The organism is Amycolatopsis bartoniae (genome assembly GCF_014191255.1).
Taxonomy (GTDB): Bacteria; Actinomycetota; Actinomycetes; order Mycobacteriales; family Pseudonocardiaceae; genus Amycolatopsis_E; species Amycolatopsis_E bartoniae.
In genome coordinates this window covers 264,431-279,879 of sequence record NZ_JACHWH010000006.1, presented here as the reverse complement: position 1 = coordinate 279,879, position 15,449 = coordinate 264,431, and the positions used below count along the sequence as shown (strand labels likewise).

Annotated in this window: 15 protein-coding genes; 8 read left to right on the top strand and 7 right to left on the bottom strand. The window is 73.5% G+C overall.

From position 1 onward, the window contains the following. Positions 1-216: 216 nt before the first annotated feature. From FHX82_RS26665 to FHX82_RS26640, 6 genes are all read left to right on the top strand, one after another. Entirely contained in the window at positions 217-1,005 is a 789-nt protein-coding gene (locus FHX82_RS26665; protein WP_145937844.1) for an ABC transporter ATP-binding protein, read from the top strand. After that, the gene (locus FHX82_RS26660; protein ID WP_145937843.1) at positions 998-1,705 is read left to right on the top strand and encodes an ABC transporter ATP-binding protein; all 708 of its coding nucleotides are present in this window, start codon (positions 998-1,000) and stop codon (positions 1,703-1,705) included. The genes FHX82_RS26665 and FHX82_RS26660 overlap by 8 nt, the downstream gene beginning before the upstream one ends. Further along, positions 1,705-2,583, top strand: a complete 879-nt coding sequence (locus FHX82_RS26655) for a branched-chain amino acid ABC transporter permease (protein WP_145937842.1) — start codon at positions 1,705-1,707, stop codon at positions 2,581-2,583. Before FHX82_RS26660 ends, FHX82_RS26655 begins: the two co-directional genes overlap by 1 nt. Beyond that, positions 2,580-3,650: a branched-chain amino acid ABC transporter permease gene (locus FHX82_RS26650; protein ID WP_145937841.1), complete on the top strand. Its 1,071-nt coding sequence runs from the start codon at positions 2,580-2,582 to the stop codon at positions 3,648-3,650. Before FHX82_RS26655 ends, FHX82_RS26650 begins: the two co-directional genes overlap by 4 nt. Positions 3,651-3,673: 23 nt before the next feature. Next, entirely contained in the window at positions 3,674-4,978 is a 1,305-nt protein-coding gene (locus FHX82_RS26645) for an ABC transporter substrate-binding protein (protein ID WP_145937840.1), read from the top strand. Between the two features lie 127 nt (positions 4,979-5,105). Further along, positions 5,106-5,696, top strand: coding sequence for a TetR/AcrR family transcriptional regulator (locus FHX82_RS26640; protein WP_145937839.1), 591 nt, complete (start codon positions 5,106-5,108; stop codon positions 5,694-5,696). A gap of 131 nt (positions 5,697-5,827) precedes the next feature. Here FHX82_RS26640 and FHX82_RS26635 read toward each other — a convergent pair whose 3' ends face one another. Continuing rightward, entirely contained in the window at positions 5,828-6,949 is a 1,122-nt protein-coding gene (locus FHX82_RS26635) for an FAD-dependent oxidoreductase (RefSeq protein WP_145937838.1), read from the bottom strand. Then, positions 6,946-7,644 carry a TetR/AcrR family transcriptional regulator gene (locus tag FHX82_RS26630; RefSeq protein ID WP_145937837.1) on the bottom strand — a complete coding sequence of 233 codons (699 nt, stop codon included), beginning with the start codon at positions 7,642-7,644 and terminating at the stop codon, positions 6,946-6,948. Before FHX82_RS26630 ends, FHX82_RS26635 begins: the two co-directional genes overlap by 4 nt. A gap of 144 nt (positions 7,645-7,788) precedes the next feature. Here FHX82_RS26630 and FHX82_RS26625 point away from each other — a divergent pair, with 144 nt between their 5' ends. Continuing rightward, on the top strand, positions 7,789-8,526 hold the full coding sequence (locus tag FHX82_RS26625; protein WP_145937836.1) for a metallophosphoesterase: 738 nt from the start codon (positions 7,789-7,791) through the stop codon (positions 8,524-8,526). Here the strand turns inward: FHX82_RS26625 and FHX82_RS26620 are convergent. The 3 genes from FHX82_RS26620 to FHX82_RS26610 form a co-directional block, all read right to left on the bottom strand. Then, entirely contained in the window at positions 8,508-9,398 is an 891-nt protein-coding gene (locus tag FHX82_RS26620; protein ID WP_183176851.1) for an SAM-dependent methyltransferase, read from the bottom strand. The two genes, FHX82_RS26625 and FHX82_RS26620, sit on opposite strands and share 19 nt — an antisense overlap. Before the next feature lie 289 nt (positions 9,399-9,687). Next, a complete protein-coding gene (locus FHX82_RS26615; RefSeq protein WP_145937834.1) occupies positions 9,688-10,293 on the bottom strand; it encodes a hypothetical protein in 606 nt (201 codons plus the stop codon). Between the two features lie 35 nt (positions 10,294-10,328). Continuing rightward, a complete protein-coding gene (locus FHX82_RS26610; protein ID WP_145937833.1) occupies positions 10,329-11,276 on the bottom strand; it encodes an Lrp/AsnC family transcriptional regulator in 948 nt (315 codons plus the stop codon). 93 nt (positions 11,277-11,369) lie between these two features. Here FHX82_RS26610 and FHX82_RS26605 point away from each other — a divergent pair, with 93 nt between their 5' ends. Beyond that, positions 11,370-12,737 (top strand): MFS transporter, encoded by a 1,368-nt coding sequence (locus FHX82_RS26605; protein ID WP_145937832.1) that lies wholly within the window; start codon positions 11,370-11,372, stop codon positions 12,735-12,737. Here FHX82_RS26605 and FHX82_RS26600 read toward each other — a convergent pair. Further along, a complete protein-coding gene (locus FHX82_RS26600) occupies positions 12,718-14,205 on the bottom strand; it encodes a CYTH and CHAD domain-containing protein (protein WP_145937831.1) in 1,488 nt (495 codons plus the stop codon). The two genes, FHX82_RS26605 and FHX82_RS26600, sit on opposite strands and share 20 nt — an antisense overlap. A 41-nt stretch (positions 14,206-14,246) precedes the next feature. Then, positions 14,247-15,368 carry a glycoside hydrolase family 3 N-terminal domain-containing protein gene (locus FHX82_RS26595; protein ID WP_183176850.1) on the bottom strand — a complete coding sequence of 374 codons (1,122 nt, stop codon included), beginning with the start codon at positions 15,366-15,368 and terminating at the stop codon, positions 14,247-14,249. Between the last annotated feature and the right edge of the window lie 81 nt (positions 15,369-15,449).

Below are 15,449 nucleotides of genomic sequence, written 5' to 3'. Positions count from 1 at the left end.
CCCCTTTTTCAGAACGCCGTTCGGTCTTACCAGGACCCAGGTTAGCCGGGGGACCGTTCGGAGCAAGGACCTGATCACGGCGGCATAACACCGGCGCTGCCGGTTTGTCTGATTTCGCCGGAGGTCTGGGCAAGCCGGACGCGCCGTTGTACTGTTCGCGCAAACCGAATCCCATTCGGGAATCCGGACGCTGCAACGAGGCGGTGGTCGCGACAGATGCCCCCCGACGGTCCCCTGTTGCGGGTGGAAGGACTGTGCGTGTCCTTCGGTGGCCTGCAGGTGCTCAACGACGTTTCGCTCGACGTGCCGCGCGGCGGCGTGGTCGGGGTGATCGGCCCGAACGGGGCGGGCAAGACCACCCTGTTCAACGCGGTGTGCGGCTTCGTCCGCCCCGAATCCGGTTCGCTTTCCTTCAACGGCGCCCCGCTGCGGCGCCCCCACCCGCACCGGCTGACCCGGCACGGCATCGCCCGCACCCTGCAGGGCCTGGGACTGTTCTCCCGCCTGACCGTGCTGGAGAACGTCCTCGCCGGCACCACGCACCGCTCCCGCACCGGAGTCGTTGGGGCGCTACTGGCCTCGCCGTGGGCGCAGCGGCACGAGCGGCGGCTCGCCGAGCAGGCACGGGAAGTACTGGCAGCGCTGGAGATCGAGGACGAGGCCGACCGCGTGTGCGCGAGTCTTCCTTACGGCACTAGGAAACGCGTAGCCCTCGCGCGTGCGCTGGTGAGCAGGCCGCGGCTGCTGCTGCTCGACGAGCCCGCCGCGGGACTGTCCGAAACGGAGACCGCCGAGCTGGCGGGCATCGTGCGCGGGCTGCGCGAGAACACCACGGTGATGCTCGTCGAGCACCACATGGACTTCGTGATGAACCTGTGCGACGAGCTGGTGGTGCTCGACTTCGGCGAGGTCATCGCCCGCGGCACCCCCGCGCAGGTGCGCGCGGACCCGGCGGTGCAGCGGGCGTACCTGGGCGAGGCCGTGCCGGGAGGCGCCGATGCTTGAGGTCAGCGAACTGGTCGCCGCGTACGGTCCGGTGCGGGCGCTCGACGGCGTGGACCTGAGTGTCGAACGCGGTTCGATCACCGCGGTGCTGGGCGTCAACGGCGCGGGCAAGACGACACTCCTGCGTGCCATCAGCGGGCTGCTTCCCCCCAAGGCCGGCGCGATCCGCCTCGGCGGGCGCGACATCACCCGCGAACAGCCCGAAGACCTGGTGCGGCTGGGCATCGCGCACGTGCCCGAGGGCCGCGGCGTGATCGTCGAGCTCACCGTCGAGGAGAACCTGCGCCTGGGCGGGCTGTGGCGCCGGGATCGCGCGTGGCTGCGCACCGGGCTGGCCCGCATGTTCGAGCTGTTCCCGCCGCTGGCCCAGCGCCGCCACCAGCGCGCGGAAACCCTGTCCGGCGGGGAACGGCAGATGCTGGCGATCGGGCGGGCGCTGATGAGCCGCCCCGAGCTGCTGCTGCTCGACGAACCGTCGCTCGGGCTCGCGCCCCGCACCGCCGCGCAGATCGTCGCCACGCTGCGGACCCTGCGCGAGGACACCGGTTTGACGCTGCTGCTGGTGGAGCAGAACGCCGCCACCGCGCTGTCGGTCGCCGACCGCGCGGTGGTGCTCAACCTCGGCCGCAAGGTGGCCGACGACGACGCCGCGCGCCTCGCCGCCGACGACCGCGTCCGGCGCGCCTACCTGGAGGGCTGATGGGCCGTTTCCTCGACCTGACACTGGCGGGACTGACCAGCGGCGCGGTCTACGCGGCCGTCGCACTGGCCCTGGTGCTGATCTGGCGCTCCACCCGGATCGTCAACTTCGCCCAGGGCGGCATGCTCATGGTCACCACGTTCCTCGCCTACACCGTCGTCAGCCACGGCGGCTCCTACTGGCTCGCGCTCGCCGTGGCCGTCCTCAGTGGACTCGTGCTCGGCGCCGTGGTGGAACGGCTGCTCGTGCGGCCGGTGGAGAAACGCGCGCCACTCGACGCGGTGGTGGTGACCTTCGGGTTGCTGGTGCTGCTGCAGGGCCTCGCCGGGATGATCTTCGGCGGCACCCCGCGCTCGTACCCGCCGGGGTTCGGGATCACCGGGTTCCGCGTCGCCGGGCACCAGCTGCTGTTCTCGCCCAACGACCTGTGGGTGATCCTCGTCGTGCTCGGGGTGATGGCGGCGCTCGCCGTGGTGTTCCGGCGCACCTCCCTCGGGCTGCGGATGCGCTCGGCGGCCTTCGCCCCCGAGGTCGCGCGCCTGCTGGGCGTGCGCGTCGGGCGGATGCTCACCGTCGGGTGGGCGCTGGCCGCCGTGGTCGGCGCCATCGCCGGGGTGCTCATCGCGCCCAGCACGTTCGTCAGCCCCACGGCCTTCGACGCGACGCTGGTGTTCGGGTTCACCGCCGCGGTGATCGGCGGGCTCGACAGCCCGCCCGGCGCGGTCGTCGGCGGCCTCGCCCTGGGAGTGGTGCTCAGCTACGTGTCCGGCTACCTCGGCCCGGACATCGTCACTTTCGCCACGCTCGTGGTGCTGATCTTCGTGCTCATGGTGCGGCCCAGCGGACTGTTCGGCACGAGCGCGGGACGGCGGGTATGACCGAGACCAAGGAGAGCAAGGTGCACCGCGCTCCCGCGCCCGCCACCCGCGAGCTTCCGTGGTGGCGACAGTCCACTTTGCTCGGACACACCGTCGTCGCCGTGCTCGGGCTGCTGGCGCTGTACCTGCTGTCGATCTCGCTCGACCCGTTCGGCGACCTGCAGCTGGCGCAGATCTGCTACACCACCATCGCCACCGCGGGCCTGACCGTGCTGTCCGGCCTCAGTGGACAGATCTCGCTCGGGCACGGCGCGTTCGTCGCCGTCGGCGCCTACACCACCGCACTGCTGCTGGAACACCAGCAGTGGCCGCTCGCGCTCGTACTGGTCGCGGCCACCGTGCTCACCGCCGCGCTCGGCGCGCTCGTCGGCGTCGCCGCCGCCCGGCTGCGCGGCCCGTACCTGGCGGGCGCGACGCTCGCGCTCGCCGTCGGGCTGCCGTCGCTGGCGGACTACCACGGGCTGCGCGACCTGCTCGGCGGCGCCAACGGGCTCATCGTCACCCCGCCGCCCCCGCCGCTGTCGCTGGGGGAGGCGTTCCCGCTGGAACGCTGGCACGCCTGGATCGGCGGGCTGTGCCTGGTGGTCGTGCTGTTCCTGCTGGCGAACCTCGTGCGCAGCCCGCTCGGGCGCAACATGCGCCTGGTGCGCGAGGACGAGGACGCCGCCGCGTTGTCCGGCGTGCACGTCGCGCGCACCCAGGTCCTCGCGTTCTGGGTCAGCGCCGGCTGCGCGGGCCTGGCCGGGGCGCTGTTCGCGGTGGTGAACAACCTCGCCTCGCCGGGCGCGTTCACCCTCGCCCTGTCGCTGTCCCTGCTGACCGCGGCGGTGCTCGGCGGCCTGGGCAGCCTCGCCGGCGCGGTGTACGGGTCGGTGCTGGTGACGCTGCTGCCCACGTGGTCGAACAACCTCGCGCAGTCGGCGCAGCTGCCCGAGGAGATCTACGCCAACGTGCCGCTCGTGCTCTACGGGATCGTGCTGATCCTCGTGATCACCCTGTTCCCCGGCGGCATCCAGTCCGGAGTCCGCTGGGCGGGCCGCACGCTGCGCGCGAGGCTGCGCCGATGAAACCCCGAGGAAAGAGAGAAGACATGGCCCCTTCGAGACAGGTGCGGGCGGGCATCGCACTGACCGCCGCACTGGCACTGACGCTCAGCGGCTGCGCCGGGGGAGGCGGTGGCGGCGGCAGCACCCCCGGCGTCACCGACAACTCGGTGACCATCGGCAGCACCCTGCCGCTCACCGGCACCGCCGCGCCCGGCTACAGCGAACAGGGGCCCGCGGCCAAGGCGTTCTTCGACTACGTCAACGCCAACGGCGGCATCAACGGGCGGCAGATCAGCTACAAGTACCTCGACGACGGCTACAACCCCGCCCAGACGGTGACCCTGACCAAGCAGCTCGTGCTGCAGGACAACGTGTTCGCGATCCTCGGCGCGCTGGGCACCCCGACCCACACCAAGGTCGTCGACTTCCTCAACAGCTCCCGCGTGCCCGACCTGTTCGTCGCCTCCGGCTGCACCTGCTGGGACAACCCCAAGGACCACCCCTACACCTACGGCTGGCAGCCCGACTACACCGTCGAGGGCAAGATCCTCGGCGACTACGTCAAGAAGAACCTCGCCGGGAAGAAGGTCGCCTACTTCTACCAGGACGACGACTTCGGCCGCGACGGCATGAAAGGCCTGGACAAGTTCATCGACCCCAACCAGGTCGTGTCGCGCCAGCCCTACCAGCCCGGCAACACCGACGTCGCCGCCCAGGTCTCGGCGATCGCCCGCTCCCAGGCCGACGTCGTGGTCCTCGAGACGATCCCCGCCTACACCGCGCTGTTCAAGCTGACCGCGCTCCGGCTCGGGTACAAGCCGACGCTGCTGGCCTCCAGCGTGGGCGCCGACCCGATCACCGTGTCCGGGCTGCTGGAGAACTTCGCCAAGCAGTCCGGGGCGTCGGTCAAGGGCTCGGACCTCATCGAAGGGCTCGTCACCAGCGCCTACCTGCCCGCGCTCGACGACACGGCGAACTCGTGGACCGCGTTGTTCCGCAAGATCCACGACCAGTACATCCCGAACATCCCGTTCGACGGCAACGTCTACTACGCGATGTCCTACGCGTACACGTTCGTGCAGGCGCTGCAGGCCGCCGGCCGCAACCTCACCCGGCAGGGGCTGCTCGACGTGCTGAACAAGGGCGGGCTGCGCGGGCCAGGGCTCGTGCCGTTCCGCTACGGCCCCGACAGCCACGCCGGGTTCACCGGCGGCCAGATCGCGATCGTCCAGGGCGGACGGCAGACCGGCCAGGGCACGCCGCTGACCACCGACGACGGCGACGGGCCCGTGGTGCCGTTCACCGAGGCGCAGCCGACGGCCCCGGCCAACGGGATCCCGGCGCCGTGACCCTCGCGGGGCGGGCGCCGACGCGCCCGGAGCCCGCCCCGCGAGTTCCCGCCCGGTCGCGTGAACACCGGGCCGGCCGGCGCGTGCCTGCGGCGGTGGCCGCCGGGGCGTCCGGCACAATCGGGGCATGACTGAGGTGGCAGGCAGCAGACGAGCGCAGACCACGCGCACGGCGCTGCTCGAAGCGGCCCGCGAGGTGTTCTGCGCGGCCGGGTACGACGCGGCGACGATGGTGGACATCGCCGACCGCGCCGGCGCGAGCATCGGCAGCCTCTACCACCACTTCGCCGCCAAGTCGGATCTCTACACCACCCTCTACAACGACTACCAGCGCCGCCAGCAGCACCGCTCCGCCCAGGCGTTCCGCGCCGCGCTCGCCCGCGGCGAGGAGGACGCGCTGCGGTTGTTCATCATCGGCACCCGCGCCTACCTCGAAGGCTGCTGGGAGGAGCGGGAGCTGGCCACGGTGTTCCTCTCCGGCGGCGGGCCGGCCGGGTTCGGGACGCTCACGCGCCAGCGGTTCCGCGAGTGGCTGCACGCGAACTCCACGCTCGTCAACGGGCACACCCGGCCACTGAGCGACATGCTGGTGCTGTGCCTGACCGCGATGGCCACCGAAGCCGGCCGCGAGGTCGCCACCGCCCCCAGCCGCGCCCAGGCCCGCCGGATGATCGACGAGGTCCTGGAACTGATGGGACGCCTCTACCCGGCCGCCTGACATCCGGGCGCAAAACCACGGCTCAGGAACAGCTGAGCCACAGCACTGCACAGGCCCGGGGCTCAGAGCCGGACCAGAGCTCGCCGCCAGGCGGCCGTGTGCCGCGGCTCAGCGCAGGCGGGATCCCGCCGCTACCCGGCCGCCTGCGCGGCGAACCCCGCGAACGCCTCCACCAGGCCGTGCGGGGCGTCGGCGCGGAAGAGCAGCTCCATGTTCTGCGCGGACCCGGCGGCGGACTCCCCGGCGCGGGCGAACATGTCCTGCTCGTACGCGGCGAGCGCGGCCTCGGTGTCGCCCGGGTGCGCCGCCAGCGCGAGGCCCAGTTCCGCGCCGTCCTGCATGGCGAGGTTCGCGCCCTCTCCGGCGAAGGGCGACATCAGGTGCGCGGCGTCACCCAGCAGCGTCACGCCGGGCACGCGGTCCCAGCGGTGCCCCACCGGCAGCGCGTGGATCGCGCGGGGGACCAGCGGGCCGTCGGCCTCGGTCACCAGGGCGCGCAGGCTCTCGGCCCAGCCGTCGAACTCGGCGAGCACCGAATCCTTCGTGACCTCCGTGGCGGTGAGGTCACCGCCACGGATCGCGACGTACACGTGCAGGCTGGCGTCCGGCTCGCGGTGCGCGAGGAATCCCCTGCCCTCGCCGAGCGCGAAGAGCATGCCGTCCCCGACGACCTCGGCGCACCCGGGGTGGCGGCGGTCGGCGTCGAACAGGTCCAGCTCCACAAAGGACATTCCCGTGTAGACCGGCACCGCCTCGGACACCAGCGGGCGGATCCGCGACCACGCCCCGTCGGCGCCCACGACCAGATCGGTGGTGAACGCGGTGCCGTCGGCGAGGGTGACCTCGTGGCGGCCACCGCCGAGCGGGCGGGCCCCGGTGACCTTCGCTCCCCAGTGGACAGTGCCCGCGGGCAGCGAACCCAGCAGCAGGTCACGCAGCTGCCCGCGCTCGACCTCGGGCCGGCCCCGGTCATCGTCCCCCTCGGAGAACAGCACCGTGCCACGGGAGTCGAGGACGCGGGTGGCCTCCCCGCCGGGGAACACGAGCTGCCGGAAGTCCTCGTGCAGCCCGGCGGCGCGCAGCGCCTCCTGGCCGGAGTCGTCGTGGATGTCGAGCATGCCGCCCTGCGGGCGGTCGTGCGGGCCGGAGGCGAGGTCGAACACGGCGGCTTCGGCGCCGTGGACGTGCAGCACGCGGGCGAGCGTGAGGCCGCTCAGCCCGGCGCCCACGATGGCGATCGGGTGGTGGGTCATGGTTTCTCCTTGGCAGTCCGCGGGGTGTAGGCGATGCCGTTGAGCAGCACCCGGAACCCCCAGGTGAGCCGTTCGGGCGGGCTGCCCGACAGCAGGTCCTCGCCGATCGCGGCGAGGTGCGGGTGGGAGGCGTCCACCTCCCGCACGGCGCGGGCGACCGCGTCCCAGTCGGCCTGGTCGGCCTCGTCGTCCCGGCCCGCGTGCTCGGCCGCGGTGGCGGTGGCGTGCTGCAGCAGCACGTCCACACCCCACGCCGCTTGACCGGGCGGGACACCGCCCTCGTCGAGCAGCGACAGCAGCCCCTCCAGCAGCTGGAGGTAGTGCTCGCCGCGGGGGCGGGCCAGCAGCGCCGACCGCGCCAGGCTCGGGTGGTCGAACAGCACCGCGGTGTAGGAGGTCAGCACCGCGAGGATGCGCTCGCGCCAGTCGCCGCCCGCGTGGACCGGTGCCAGGTCGACCGTGCCGAGCAGCTCGTCCAGCACGGCCGCGTGCAGCTCCGCGGTGTTGGCCACGTACACGTACAGCGACGCCGGCCCCGTGTCGAGCTCCTGCGCCAGACGCCGCATGGTCACCTTCTGCAGCCCCTCCGCCCGCAGCAGGGCCACCGCGGTCGCGATGATCCCGGCGCGGGTGAGGGCGGGTTTCGCCGGGCGCTCCCGGCGGCTGCGGGAGGGACCGGACGGCGCGGCTGTCATGCCACCACTGTAACGAACATGTTCGTGACGAACAAGTTCGGAACGAACATGTTCGTCGATTCGTCCGGCGAATTAACTGGTTCGAGCGCGGGGAGAAGTGCTCTAGCCTGGCCGGGACGACCGACTTCCCAGGAGGCGACCGCCATGATCGTGCTGGCCCACGTCAGCGACCCCCACCTCGACGGGAGCCCGGTCCGGGCCGAGCGCGCGGCGCGCGTGCTCGACTACGTCAACACCCTGTCGCAGCCGGTCACCGCGCTGCTGGTCACCGGCGACCTCGCCGACCACGGCACCCCGGCCGAGTACGAGGAGGTGCGGGCGGCGCTGAAGTCCCCGGTCCCGGTGTTCACCTGCCCGGGCAACCACGACGTGCGGGAGCCCTACCGGCAGGTGCTGCTCGGTGAACCGGCCTCGGGAGGCCCGGTCAACCAGGTCCACCACGCCGGCGGCGCCGTGTTCGCGCTGTGTGACTCGTCGATCCCCGGCCGGGACGAGGGCCTGCTCGACGACGAAACCCTCGCCTGGCTCGGCGACGTCCTCGACGGCGCGGGCGACGCCCCCGTGTTCGTGTGCTTCCACCACCCGCCGGTGCGGCTGCACAGTCCCTTCGTCGACGAGATCCGCCAGCAGCGCGAGGACCGCCTCGCCGACCTGATCGCCGCGCATCCGCGGGTCGCGGCGCTCCTGTGCGGGCACGCCCACACCGGGGCGGCGACCACCTTCGCGGGCAAACCCCTGCGCGTGGCTCCCGGCATCGTCTCGACGCTGCGGCTGCCGTGGGAGTCCGGGCCGGTGCTCGACTACGACCTGCCGCCCGCCGTCGCGTTCCACGTGCTCGACGACGACGAGCGGCTCACCACGCACTACCGCGTGGTGCCCTGACCCGGGGTCGCGGCCATCAGCCACACCGGCACGCGGTCCGGGGCGTCGGCGAACACGTCGGGCACGTCGCGCCCCCAGCGCCGCAGCTGCGCGGCGATGTCGGTGACCTCACCGGCCCAGCCGTGGCGCGCCAGCCACTCCGCGGGCTCGCCGCCGGGCCCCGAGTGCACCACGTTCGCCATCATCATCGCCGAGATCCGCTCAGCCTCGTCGGTGGCGCGGGCGGTCATCGTCGCCTCGTCCACCATCCGCGCCGGATACTCGGTCAGCAGCAGCGCGCGCTCCCCGGAGCACGCCGTGACCCTCGCCAGCAGCCGGTCGCTCTCCTGCGCGGTGAAATACATCAGCAGGCCCTCGGCGAGCCACACCACCGGCTCGTCCCGGCGGAACCCGGCCTCGACGAGCGGACCGTCCCACGCGTCCCGCACGTCCACCGGCACCGGTACCCGCCGGCACGTGGCCCGGGCGCCGTGACGCGTCAGGACGCCGTTCTTGAACTCCAGCACCGACCCACTGTCCACTTCGAACACCGTCGTGCCGCCCGGCAGCCCGAGCCGGTAGGCGCGGGTGTCCATACTGGCCCCGAGCAGCACGACCTGCCGCGCCCCGGCCTCGACCGCCCGCCGCAGACGCTCGTCGTAGAACGGGGTGCGGGCGGCGAAGTAGGAACTGAACGCATGCCACAGCGGGGAAATGTTCTCGTCGCGCGCCATCCCCATGCGCGGCAGCCCCTCCCCGGTGAAGGCGGTCGCCTCCCGGACGAACAGCCGCGCCCACGGGTCGTCGAACAGCCGGTCCGGACGCGCCGACTCCTGGGCGCGGGCGTACGCGGTGAGCAGCGCCGTCGCGCGCACCCCTTCCGGAGCGCTCACGCGCACCACGCTTCCCGCCGGTCGATCACCGGAAACGACCCGAACGGGTGGGAGCCTTGGTCCCCGCGGGGTTGGGACTTCCGGCCGTATCCACACTGGACCGAACGGCGCAGACTGGTTCGCGTGCCGGTGCTCGGGGCAACGGCACGACGGGGGCGGGCGGCGCTCCACCGGGGACTCACGCCGCTCGCAGGGGAGCAGTCGCGACGACCGGTCGGGGCCAGCGTCCGCTCGATTGCTCCACGCCGGGGCGGTCCGCACTCGCCGGGCTGCCCCGGCTTTCCTGGCGTCATGCGGCGGCTGCTCGGCCTTCGGCGAAGAACTCCGCGAGGTCGCCGAGCTCGCGCACGGGCCGCGCGGCGCCGAACGGGGCGTTCCAGAACGGCCCCTGCCGCGGCCGGTGCGGGCCGACGTAGGCGTAGGGCTCGGGCAGGTAGCCGTCGCCGGGGGAGACGCCGTAGTTGACCTCGTCCACGGTCACCGCGACGTCGAAGTGCTCCGGCCACAGCACGGGTTCCTCGCCCGGGGCGAACTCCCGCAGCGCCGCGTCCGCGGCGGCGTAGGCCGACAGGATCGTCTCCAGCACCGCGAAGTCCAGCACGATCGGCTCGTCCACCCGCACGCCGGAACCGTCGGAGTAGAGGCCCTCCGGCGCACCCGGCTCCACCTCGGCGTCGCGCGCCACTTCGGCGAAGGTGCGGCCGGACAGCGAGATCCGGCGGGCGCCGGCGACCAGCTCCGCGCCGTCGACCCGCAGCGCGGGGTCGAGCGTGGTGCCGAAGCCGCCCGGCGTGACGCGCAGCCGGATCCGGCCGCTGCGCCGGTACTGCGGTCCGGCGAGCACCAGCTCCGCCACGCCGTGCAGGGACCTGCGCGTCGTCTCCAAGGGGTCCATCGGTCTCCTTCAGTGGGATAAGAGCCCTACCGTAGTCAGGCCGTCCGCTTGAGCGTGCGGATGATCGGCGCACTCTCGACGTGTCCGACCCCCTCGATCGTGGCGAGGGTGTCCGCGAGGTAGGTGTAGAGCGCGTCGGCGTCGGTGCACAGGACGCTCGCGAGCAGGTTCGTCGGCCCGGTCGTGGCGGCCACGAGCGCGACCTCCCGCTGCCGGGCCAGCGCCTCGGCGACCGCGGCCAGCCGCGGCTGGCGCACCGACAGCCACAGCAGCGCTGGGGCGTGGTAGCCGAGCGCGGCGGGGTCGAGGTCGATGTCGAGGTACAGCACGCCGGTCCGGCGCAGGTCGTGCACCCGCCGCCGGACGGTCGGCTCGGCCTGCCCGGTCGCGGCGGCGAGGTCGGCGAAGGTGGCCCGCCCGTCGCGCGCCAGCGCGGTGAACAGCGGCTCGTCCCCGCTCAGGTCGACGGACTCGCCGGTGTCCGCTTCCGGTTCGGCTGTGAGCCGGGCCGCCTGTTCGGGGCTCAGCGCGGTGGCGCGGGCCGCCCAGCCGACGGGTCCGCCGACGAACATGCGCAGCAGGCAGTGCGCCGACACCGCGACCACGCGCGGGGTGCGGGGCAGTTGGTGCAGCAGCAACGCGTCCGGCGCCTGGGTCCCCGGCACGCGCGTGAGGCACACGATCTCCGTGCCGCCCGAGGTCAGCTGCACCCACGTGGTGTCGTCGCGCGCGGCCAGGGCACGGGCGACTTCGACGGCGGCGTCCGGGGTGGCGCGCAGGCGCACGAACCACTCGACCTGCCCGACCTTGCGCGGCGCGAGCCGGGCGACGACGCGAAGCCCGTGCTCCTCGCGCAGCCGCCGGTACCGGCGCGCCACCGTCTGCTGGGAGGTGCCGAGCACGTCCGCGATGAGCGTGAACGGCGCCCGCCCGTCGAGGTGCAGCGCGTGCACGAGGCCGCGGTCCAGCTCGTCGAGTGGCATGTTCCGCAGCATAGAGCGTCCTCGATGGAGGAAATCGTCCAGATTGCCGCTGAATGCGGAGAGCGAGACGGGGTTCTTCTTACCGTCGTGGTCATGACCGCGATCCCCTACGCCCGGCGGCGGGCGGCACTGTGCGTGCTGCTCGTCGCCGAGGCCATGAACCTCCTCGACGCCACGATCGTGCAGGTCGCCGCCCCGGTGATCCGGACCGAGCTGGGCGCGAGCGCCGGGCAGCTGCAGTGGCTCACCGCGGGCTACACGCTGCCGTTCGCGGTGCTGCTGATCAGCGGCGGGCGCCTGGGCGACCTGCTGGGGCGCCGCCGGGTGTTCGCCACCGGGCTCGCGGTGTTCGTCGTCTGCTCGGCGCTGTGCGCGTGCGCCCCCGGCATCGGCGTGCTGCTGGCGGCCCGCGCGGTGCAGGGCGCGGGCGCCGCGCTGCTCGTCCCGCAGACGTTCGGCCTGATCCGCGCGATGTTCACCGGACGGGAGCTGAGCGCCGCGCTGGGCACGATCGGCCCGGTGATGGCGCTGGCCGCCGTCGCGGGCCCGCTGTCCGGCGGTGCGCTGACCGACGCGTTCGGCTGGCGGTCGGTGTTCCTCGTCAACGTGCCGCTGGGCGTGGCGGCGCTGCTCGCCTGCCCGCTGCTGCGTGAGGACCGCTCGCCCCACGCGTTGCGCCTGGACGGCCTCGGCACCGTGCTCGTGGCGGTCGCGACCGGGCTGCTGGTGTATCCGCTGGTGCAGGGCACCGACGCGGGCCGGCCGGCGTGGACGTGGTGCTGCCTCGCGGGTGGCGTGCTGGTGCTGGCGGGGTTCGCGGGGCAGCAGCGCCGCGCGGCGTATCCGCTCGTCGAGCCGGGGCTGTTCCGCGACGGCGTGTTCCCGGCGTCGCTGGCCGGGTCGCTGCTGTTCTTCGCGGTGCTCAACGGGGTGATGTTCGTGCTCGTGGTGTTCCTGGCGTCCGGTGGCGCGAGCGCGTTCGGCGCGGGGCTGTCGATGCTGCCGTGGTCGGGCGGGCTCGCCCTCGGGTCGCTGACCACCGGCCTGGTGCTGGTGCCGCGGTTCGGGGCGCGGGTGATGCGGGCCGGGGTGGTGCTGGTGGTGCTCGGCGTGGCGGCGGTCGCCGTGCTGCTGCGGGTCCCGGCCGCCGCCCCGGCGTGGTACCTCGCGGCCCCGCTGCTCGTCGCCGGTGTCGGGCTGGGGGTGTTCACCGTGCCGTTCTTCGCCAACGCGCTGTCCCGCGTCGCCCCGCACGAGACGGGTTCGGCGTCCGGGCTGCTCAACGCGGTGCAGCAGCTCGGCGCGACCGTCGGGGTGGCCGTCCTGGGCGCCGCGTTCTTCCGCCCGCCCCACCCGACGGACGGCGCCCGCCTCGCCCTCGGCGTCGCGCTCGGGCTGCTGGCGACGGTGTGCGCGCTGACCTCCCCGATGCTGCGGCGCGTCAGGACACCGGCAGCGTGAACGCGCTCAGGAACCGGGCCAGCGCGCCGGTCAGCTCGTCGCGCGCCTCGCGTTCCCGGCGGACGAACCCGGCCAGCAGCTCGCCCATCGCCAGCAGCACCGGCGCATCGGCCAGTCCACTGTGGAGCATCTCCTGCGCGTAGGCCCGGAGCGTCGTGCTCTGCACCTCGCCGTCCTGGAACGCGCCGAGCACGTCCTGCAGCCGCTTGAGCTCCTTGACGGCCGTGCGGTGCGGTCCGGGTTCGCACAGCGGGCCGAAGACCTCCAGTGCGTAGCGCAGTTCCTTGGCGCGCTTGCGCAGGGTGTGCACGTCCTCGGCAGGGGAGTCTCCGGTGATGGCCTTGGCGTGGCGCACGAGGCGTTTCGCGTTGCGCCGCAACCGGTTCGCGGCCAGGTCGTCCACAGTGGAATGTGCCGTGGGAGTGGTCACGACGCCGTTGAGCGTGGCGCGCCAGCTTTCGAGCAGCCGCGTGAACCGTTGGGCGCGCAGTCCCCGCACGAGGGTTTTCCGCTCGGTGTCCCGGCGCTCGCGCAGGAACTCGCCGAACGGGGCGAGCACGGCGGGTCCGGCGACCGTGAGCCCGGCGGCCAGTGCGTCGAAGTCGAGCAGGTACACGTCCAGGTCGCGGGTCGGCGTGGTGAGGTCGCCCAGCTCCTTGAACCGCGGCGCGAACCGGGCGGCGAGGTTGCCGGGCAGCACGTCCCCGGCGACCTTCAGCAGTGACCGGGTGCGGCGCACGGCCACGCGCAGCTCGTGCAGGAACTCGGGGTCCACGTCGTCGAGGGTGCCCTCGACGTTCGCGCTGATCGCGTCGGCGAACCCGAGCAGCGCGGTCGCCACGGCGGCGTCGGCGGGCATGCCGGGGGTGATCCCCGTGGGGCGCGGTTCCGGCAGGCCGCACGCGGCGAGCAGGTCGTCGTAGGCACTGCCGTCGGCGGGCTCGAACTCGCCGCTCTCCAGCAGCGTGCGCGCCACCCGGCGCTTGCCGTGCACGGTCACGCGCACCACGGGCGGGGTTCGCACCGGGTGCAGCGTCGTCGCCTCGGCCCACCGCAGGCGCCCGGCCTCCGCGCCCTCGGCGTCGCACAGCACGATTTCGCGCCACACCGTCCGGCTGCGGACCTTCGGCGCGATCGCCCGCACGCTCATCGCCCCCGCGACCGCCTCCCGCAGGTCCCCCTCCGGCAGCCCGTCGATCCGGGCCGGCCAGGCGGGCGGCTCGGTCAGCTTGACCGCGTGCGCGCCGAGGACGAGCGAACCCGGTCCGGAGGCGCCTTCGTGCGTCAGTTCCAGGCCGCGGCGGCGCAACCGCCAGTCGGCGGTGTCCAGATAGGACGCGGTGTGCACGCGGGGTGGCCCCAGCGCGGGCTCGAACCGCGCGGTGAGCGGCGCCAGCGCACGCAGCAGCTCGGCGGGCTCACCCCGGGTGGGGCGGCCCAGCCAGCGCAGGGTCACGGCGGTCGGCATGACGAGCCAGTATAGGGCGAAACCGGCGCCGGTGATCTTGGTCAGCCGCAGGCGTGCTTCGCGGGCAGGATCCGGCCCAGCGCGTCGGTGACCCGCGTGGCGGGCAGCTCACCGGAGTCCACGGCCTGCTGCAGCCGGTCGAGCACCGCGCTCACGTTCCCGCCGGAGGACCACAGCGCCTGGTCCGCGCCCGCGAGCAGTGCGTGGAGCACGGCGTCGGGCAGCCGGTAGGTGCCGGTGATCGCCTTCATCGCGCCGAGGTCGTCGGTGAGCACCGGGCCCGTGAAGTGGTAGTCCTCGCGCAGCAGCCGGTACGCGGCGGGAGACAGGGACGCGGGCACGCCGTCGGTCAGGCCCGGCACGGTGAGGTGCCCGACCATCACGGCGCCGCCGTCGAACCCGGCGACGTCCTGGTAGGGCACCAGGTCGACGGTGCGCAGGGACGCCAGTGCGGGCGTGGTGACCTGACCGGCGTGGGAGTCGCCCTCCGCGTGCCCGTGCCCGGGGAAGTGCTTGAACACCGGCGTGATCCCGGCGTCGCGCAGCCCGGCGGCGAAGGCGAGCCCGTAGGCGCGGACCACGGCCGGGTCGCTGCTGAACGACCGGTCGCCGATCGGGCCGTCGTCGGGCTGGGAGCTGACGTCGAGGCTCGGCGCGAAGTCCACCGTGACCCCGCGCGCCCGCAGCTGCGCACCCCGTTCGCGCCCGGCGGCGCGCACCTGGTCGACGGTCTTCGTGCGGGCCATCGTGCGGGCGCTGGGCAGCGTGCCGTCGAGCTCGTCGATGCGCTGGACCCGGCCGCCCTCCTCGTCCACGGCGATCGACACGCCCCACCGGGCGGCGTGCTGCACCGCGTCCAGGGCGTTGTTCCGCAGTAGCGCCGTGGCGTTGCCGCCGATGAACACCCCGCCCACCTGCTGCTCGCGCACGAGCCGCACCGCGGCGTCCGGATCGGCCGGGTCGACGCCGACGACCAGCAGCTGCGCCAGCCGCTCCCGCTCACTCATCCGCGTGATGACCGAAGCGCACGGCTCGGCCACGGCGGTGGACGTGGCGGTGGACGTGGCGCTGGGGGCGGGGGGCAGGCTCGCGGGCTGGGGGTCGCGGGCGCAGGCGGTGAGCAGCGCGGCGGCCAGGACAGCGGTGGCGATGCGGGTTTTCATGGGCTCCTGGGATGGGGTACCGGGCGGGGGAAGTCTAGTGACCCGTGCCCCCACCTGAGCATCCCGGCGGGCCCGGGGCGG

Excerpts from the sequence above, each read along its gene's own strand:
- FHX82_RS26665 (WP_145937844.1), top strand. The coding sequence starts at position 217 with ATGCCCCCCGACGGTCCCCTGTTGCGGGTGGAAGGACTGTGCGTGTCC.
- FHX82_RS26660 (WP_145937843.1), top strand. The coding sequence starts at position 998 with ATGCTTGAGGTCAGCGAACTGGTCGCCGCGTACGGTCCGGTGCGGGCG.
- FHX82_RS26655 (WP_145937842.1), top strand. The coding sequence starts at position 1,705 with ATGGGCCGTTTCCTCGACCTGACACTGGCGGGACTGACCAGCGGCGCG.
- FHX82_RS26650 (WP_145937841.1), top strand. The coding sequence starts at position 2,580 with ATGACCGAGACCAAGGAGAGCAAGGTGCACCGCGCTCCCGCGCCCGCC.
- FHX82_RS26645 (WP_145937840.1), top strand. The coding sequence starts at position 3,674 with ATGGCCCCTTCGAGACAGGTGCGGGCGGGCATCGCACTGACCGCCGCA.
- FHX82_RS26640 (WP_145937839.1), top strand. The coding sequence starts at position 5,106 with ATGACTGAGGTGGCAGGCAGCAGACGAGCGCAGACCACGCGCACGGCG.
- FHX82_RS26635 (WP_145937838.1), bottom strand. The coding sequence starts at position 6,949 with ATGACCCACCACCCGATCGCCATCGTGGGCGCCGGGCTGAGCGGCCTC.
- FHX82_RS26630 (WP_145937837.1), bottom strand. The coding sequence starts at position 7,644 with ATGACAGCCGCGCCGTCCGGTCCCTCCCGCAGCCGCCGGGAGCGCCCG.
- FHX82_RS26625 (WP_145937836.1), top strand. The coding sequence starts at position 7,789 with ATGATCGTGCTGGCCCACGTCAGCGACCCCCACCTCGACGGGAGCCCG.
- FHX82_RS26615 (WP_145937834.1), bottom strand. The coding sequence starts at position 10,293 with ATGGACCCCTTGGAGACGACGCGCAGGTCCCTGCACGGCGTGGCGGAG.
- FHX82_RS26610 (WP_145937833.1), bottom strand. The coding sequence starts at position 11,276 with ATGCCACTCGACGAGCTGGACCGCGGCCTCGTGCACGCGCTGCACCTC.
- FHX82_RS26605 (WP_145937832.1), top strand. The coding sequence starts at position 11,370 with ATGACCGCGATCCCCTACGCCCGGCGGCGGGCGGCACTGTGCGTGCTG.
- FHX82_RS26600 (WP_145937831.1), bottom strand. The coding sequence starts at position 14,205 with ATGCCGACCGCCGTGACCCTGCGCTGGCTGGGCCGCCCCACCCGGGGT.
- FHX82_RS26595 (WP_183176850.1), bottom strand. The coding sequence starts at position 15,368 with ATGAAAACCCGCATCGCCACCGCTGTCCTGGCCGCCGCGCTGCTCACC.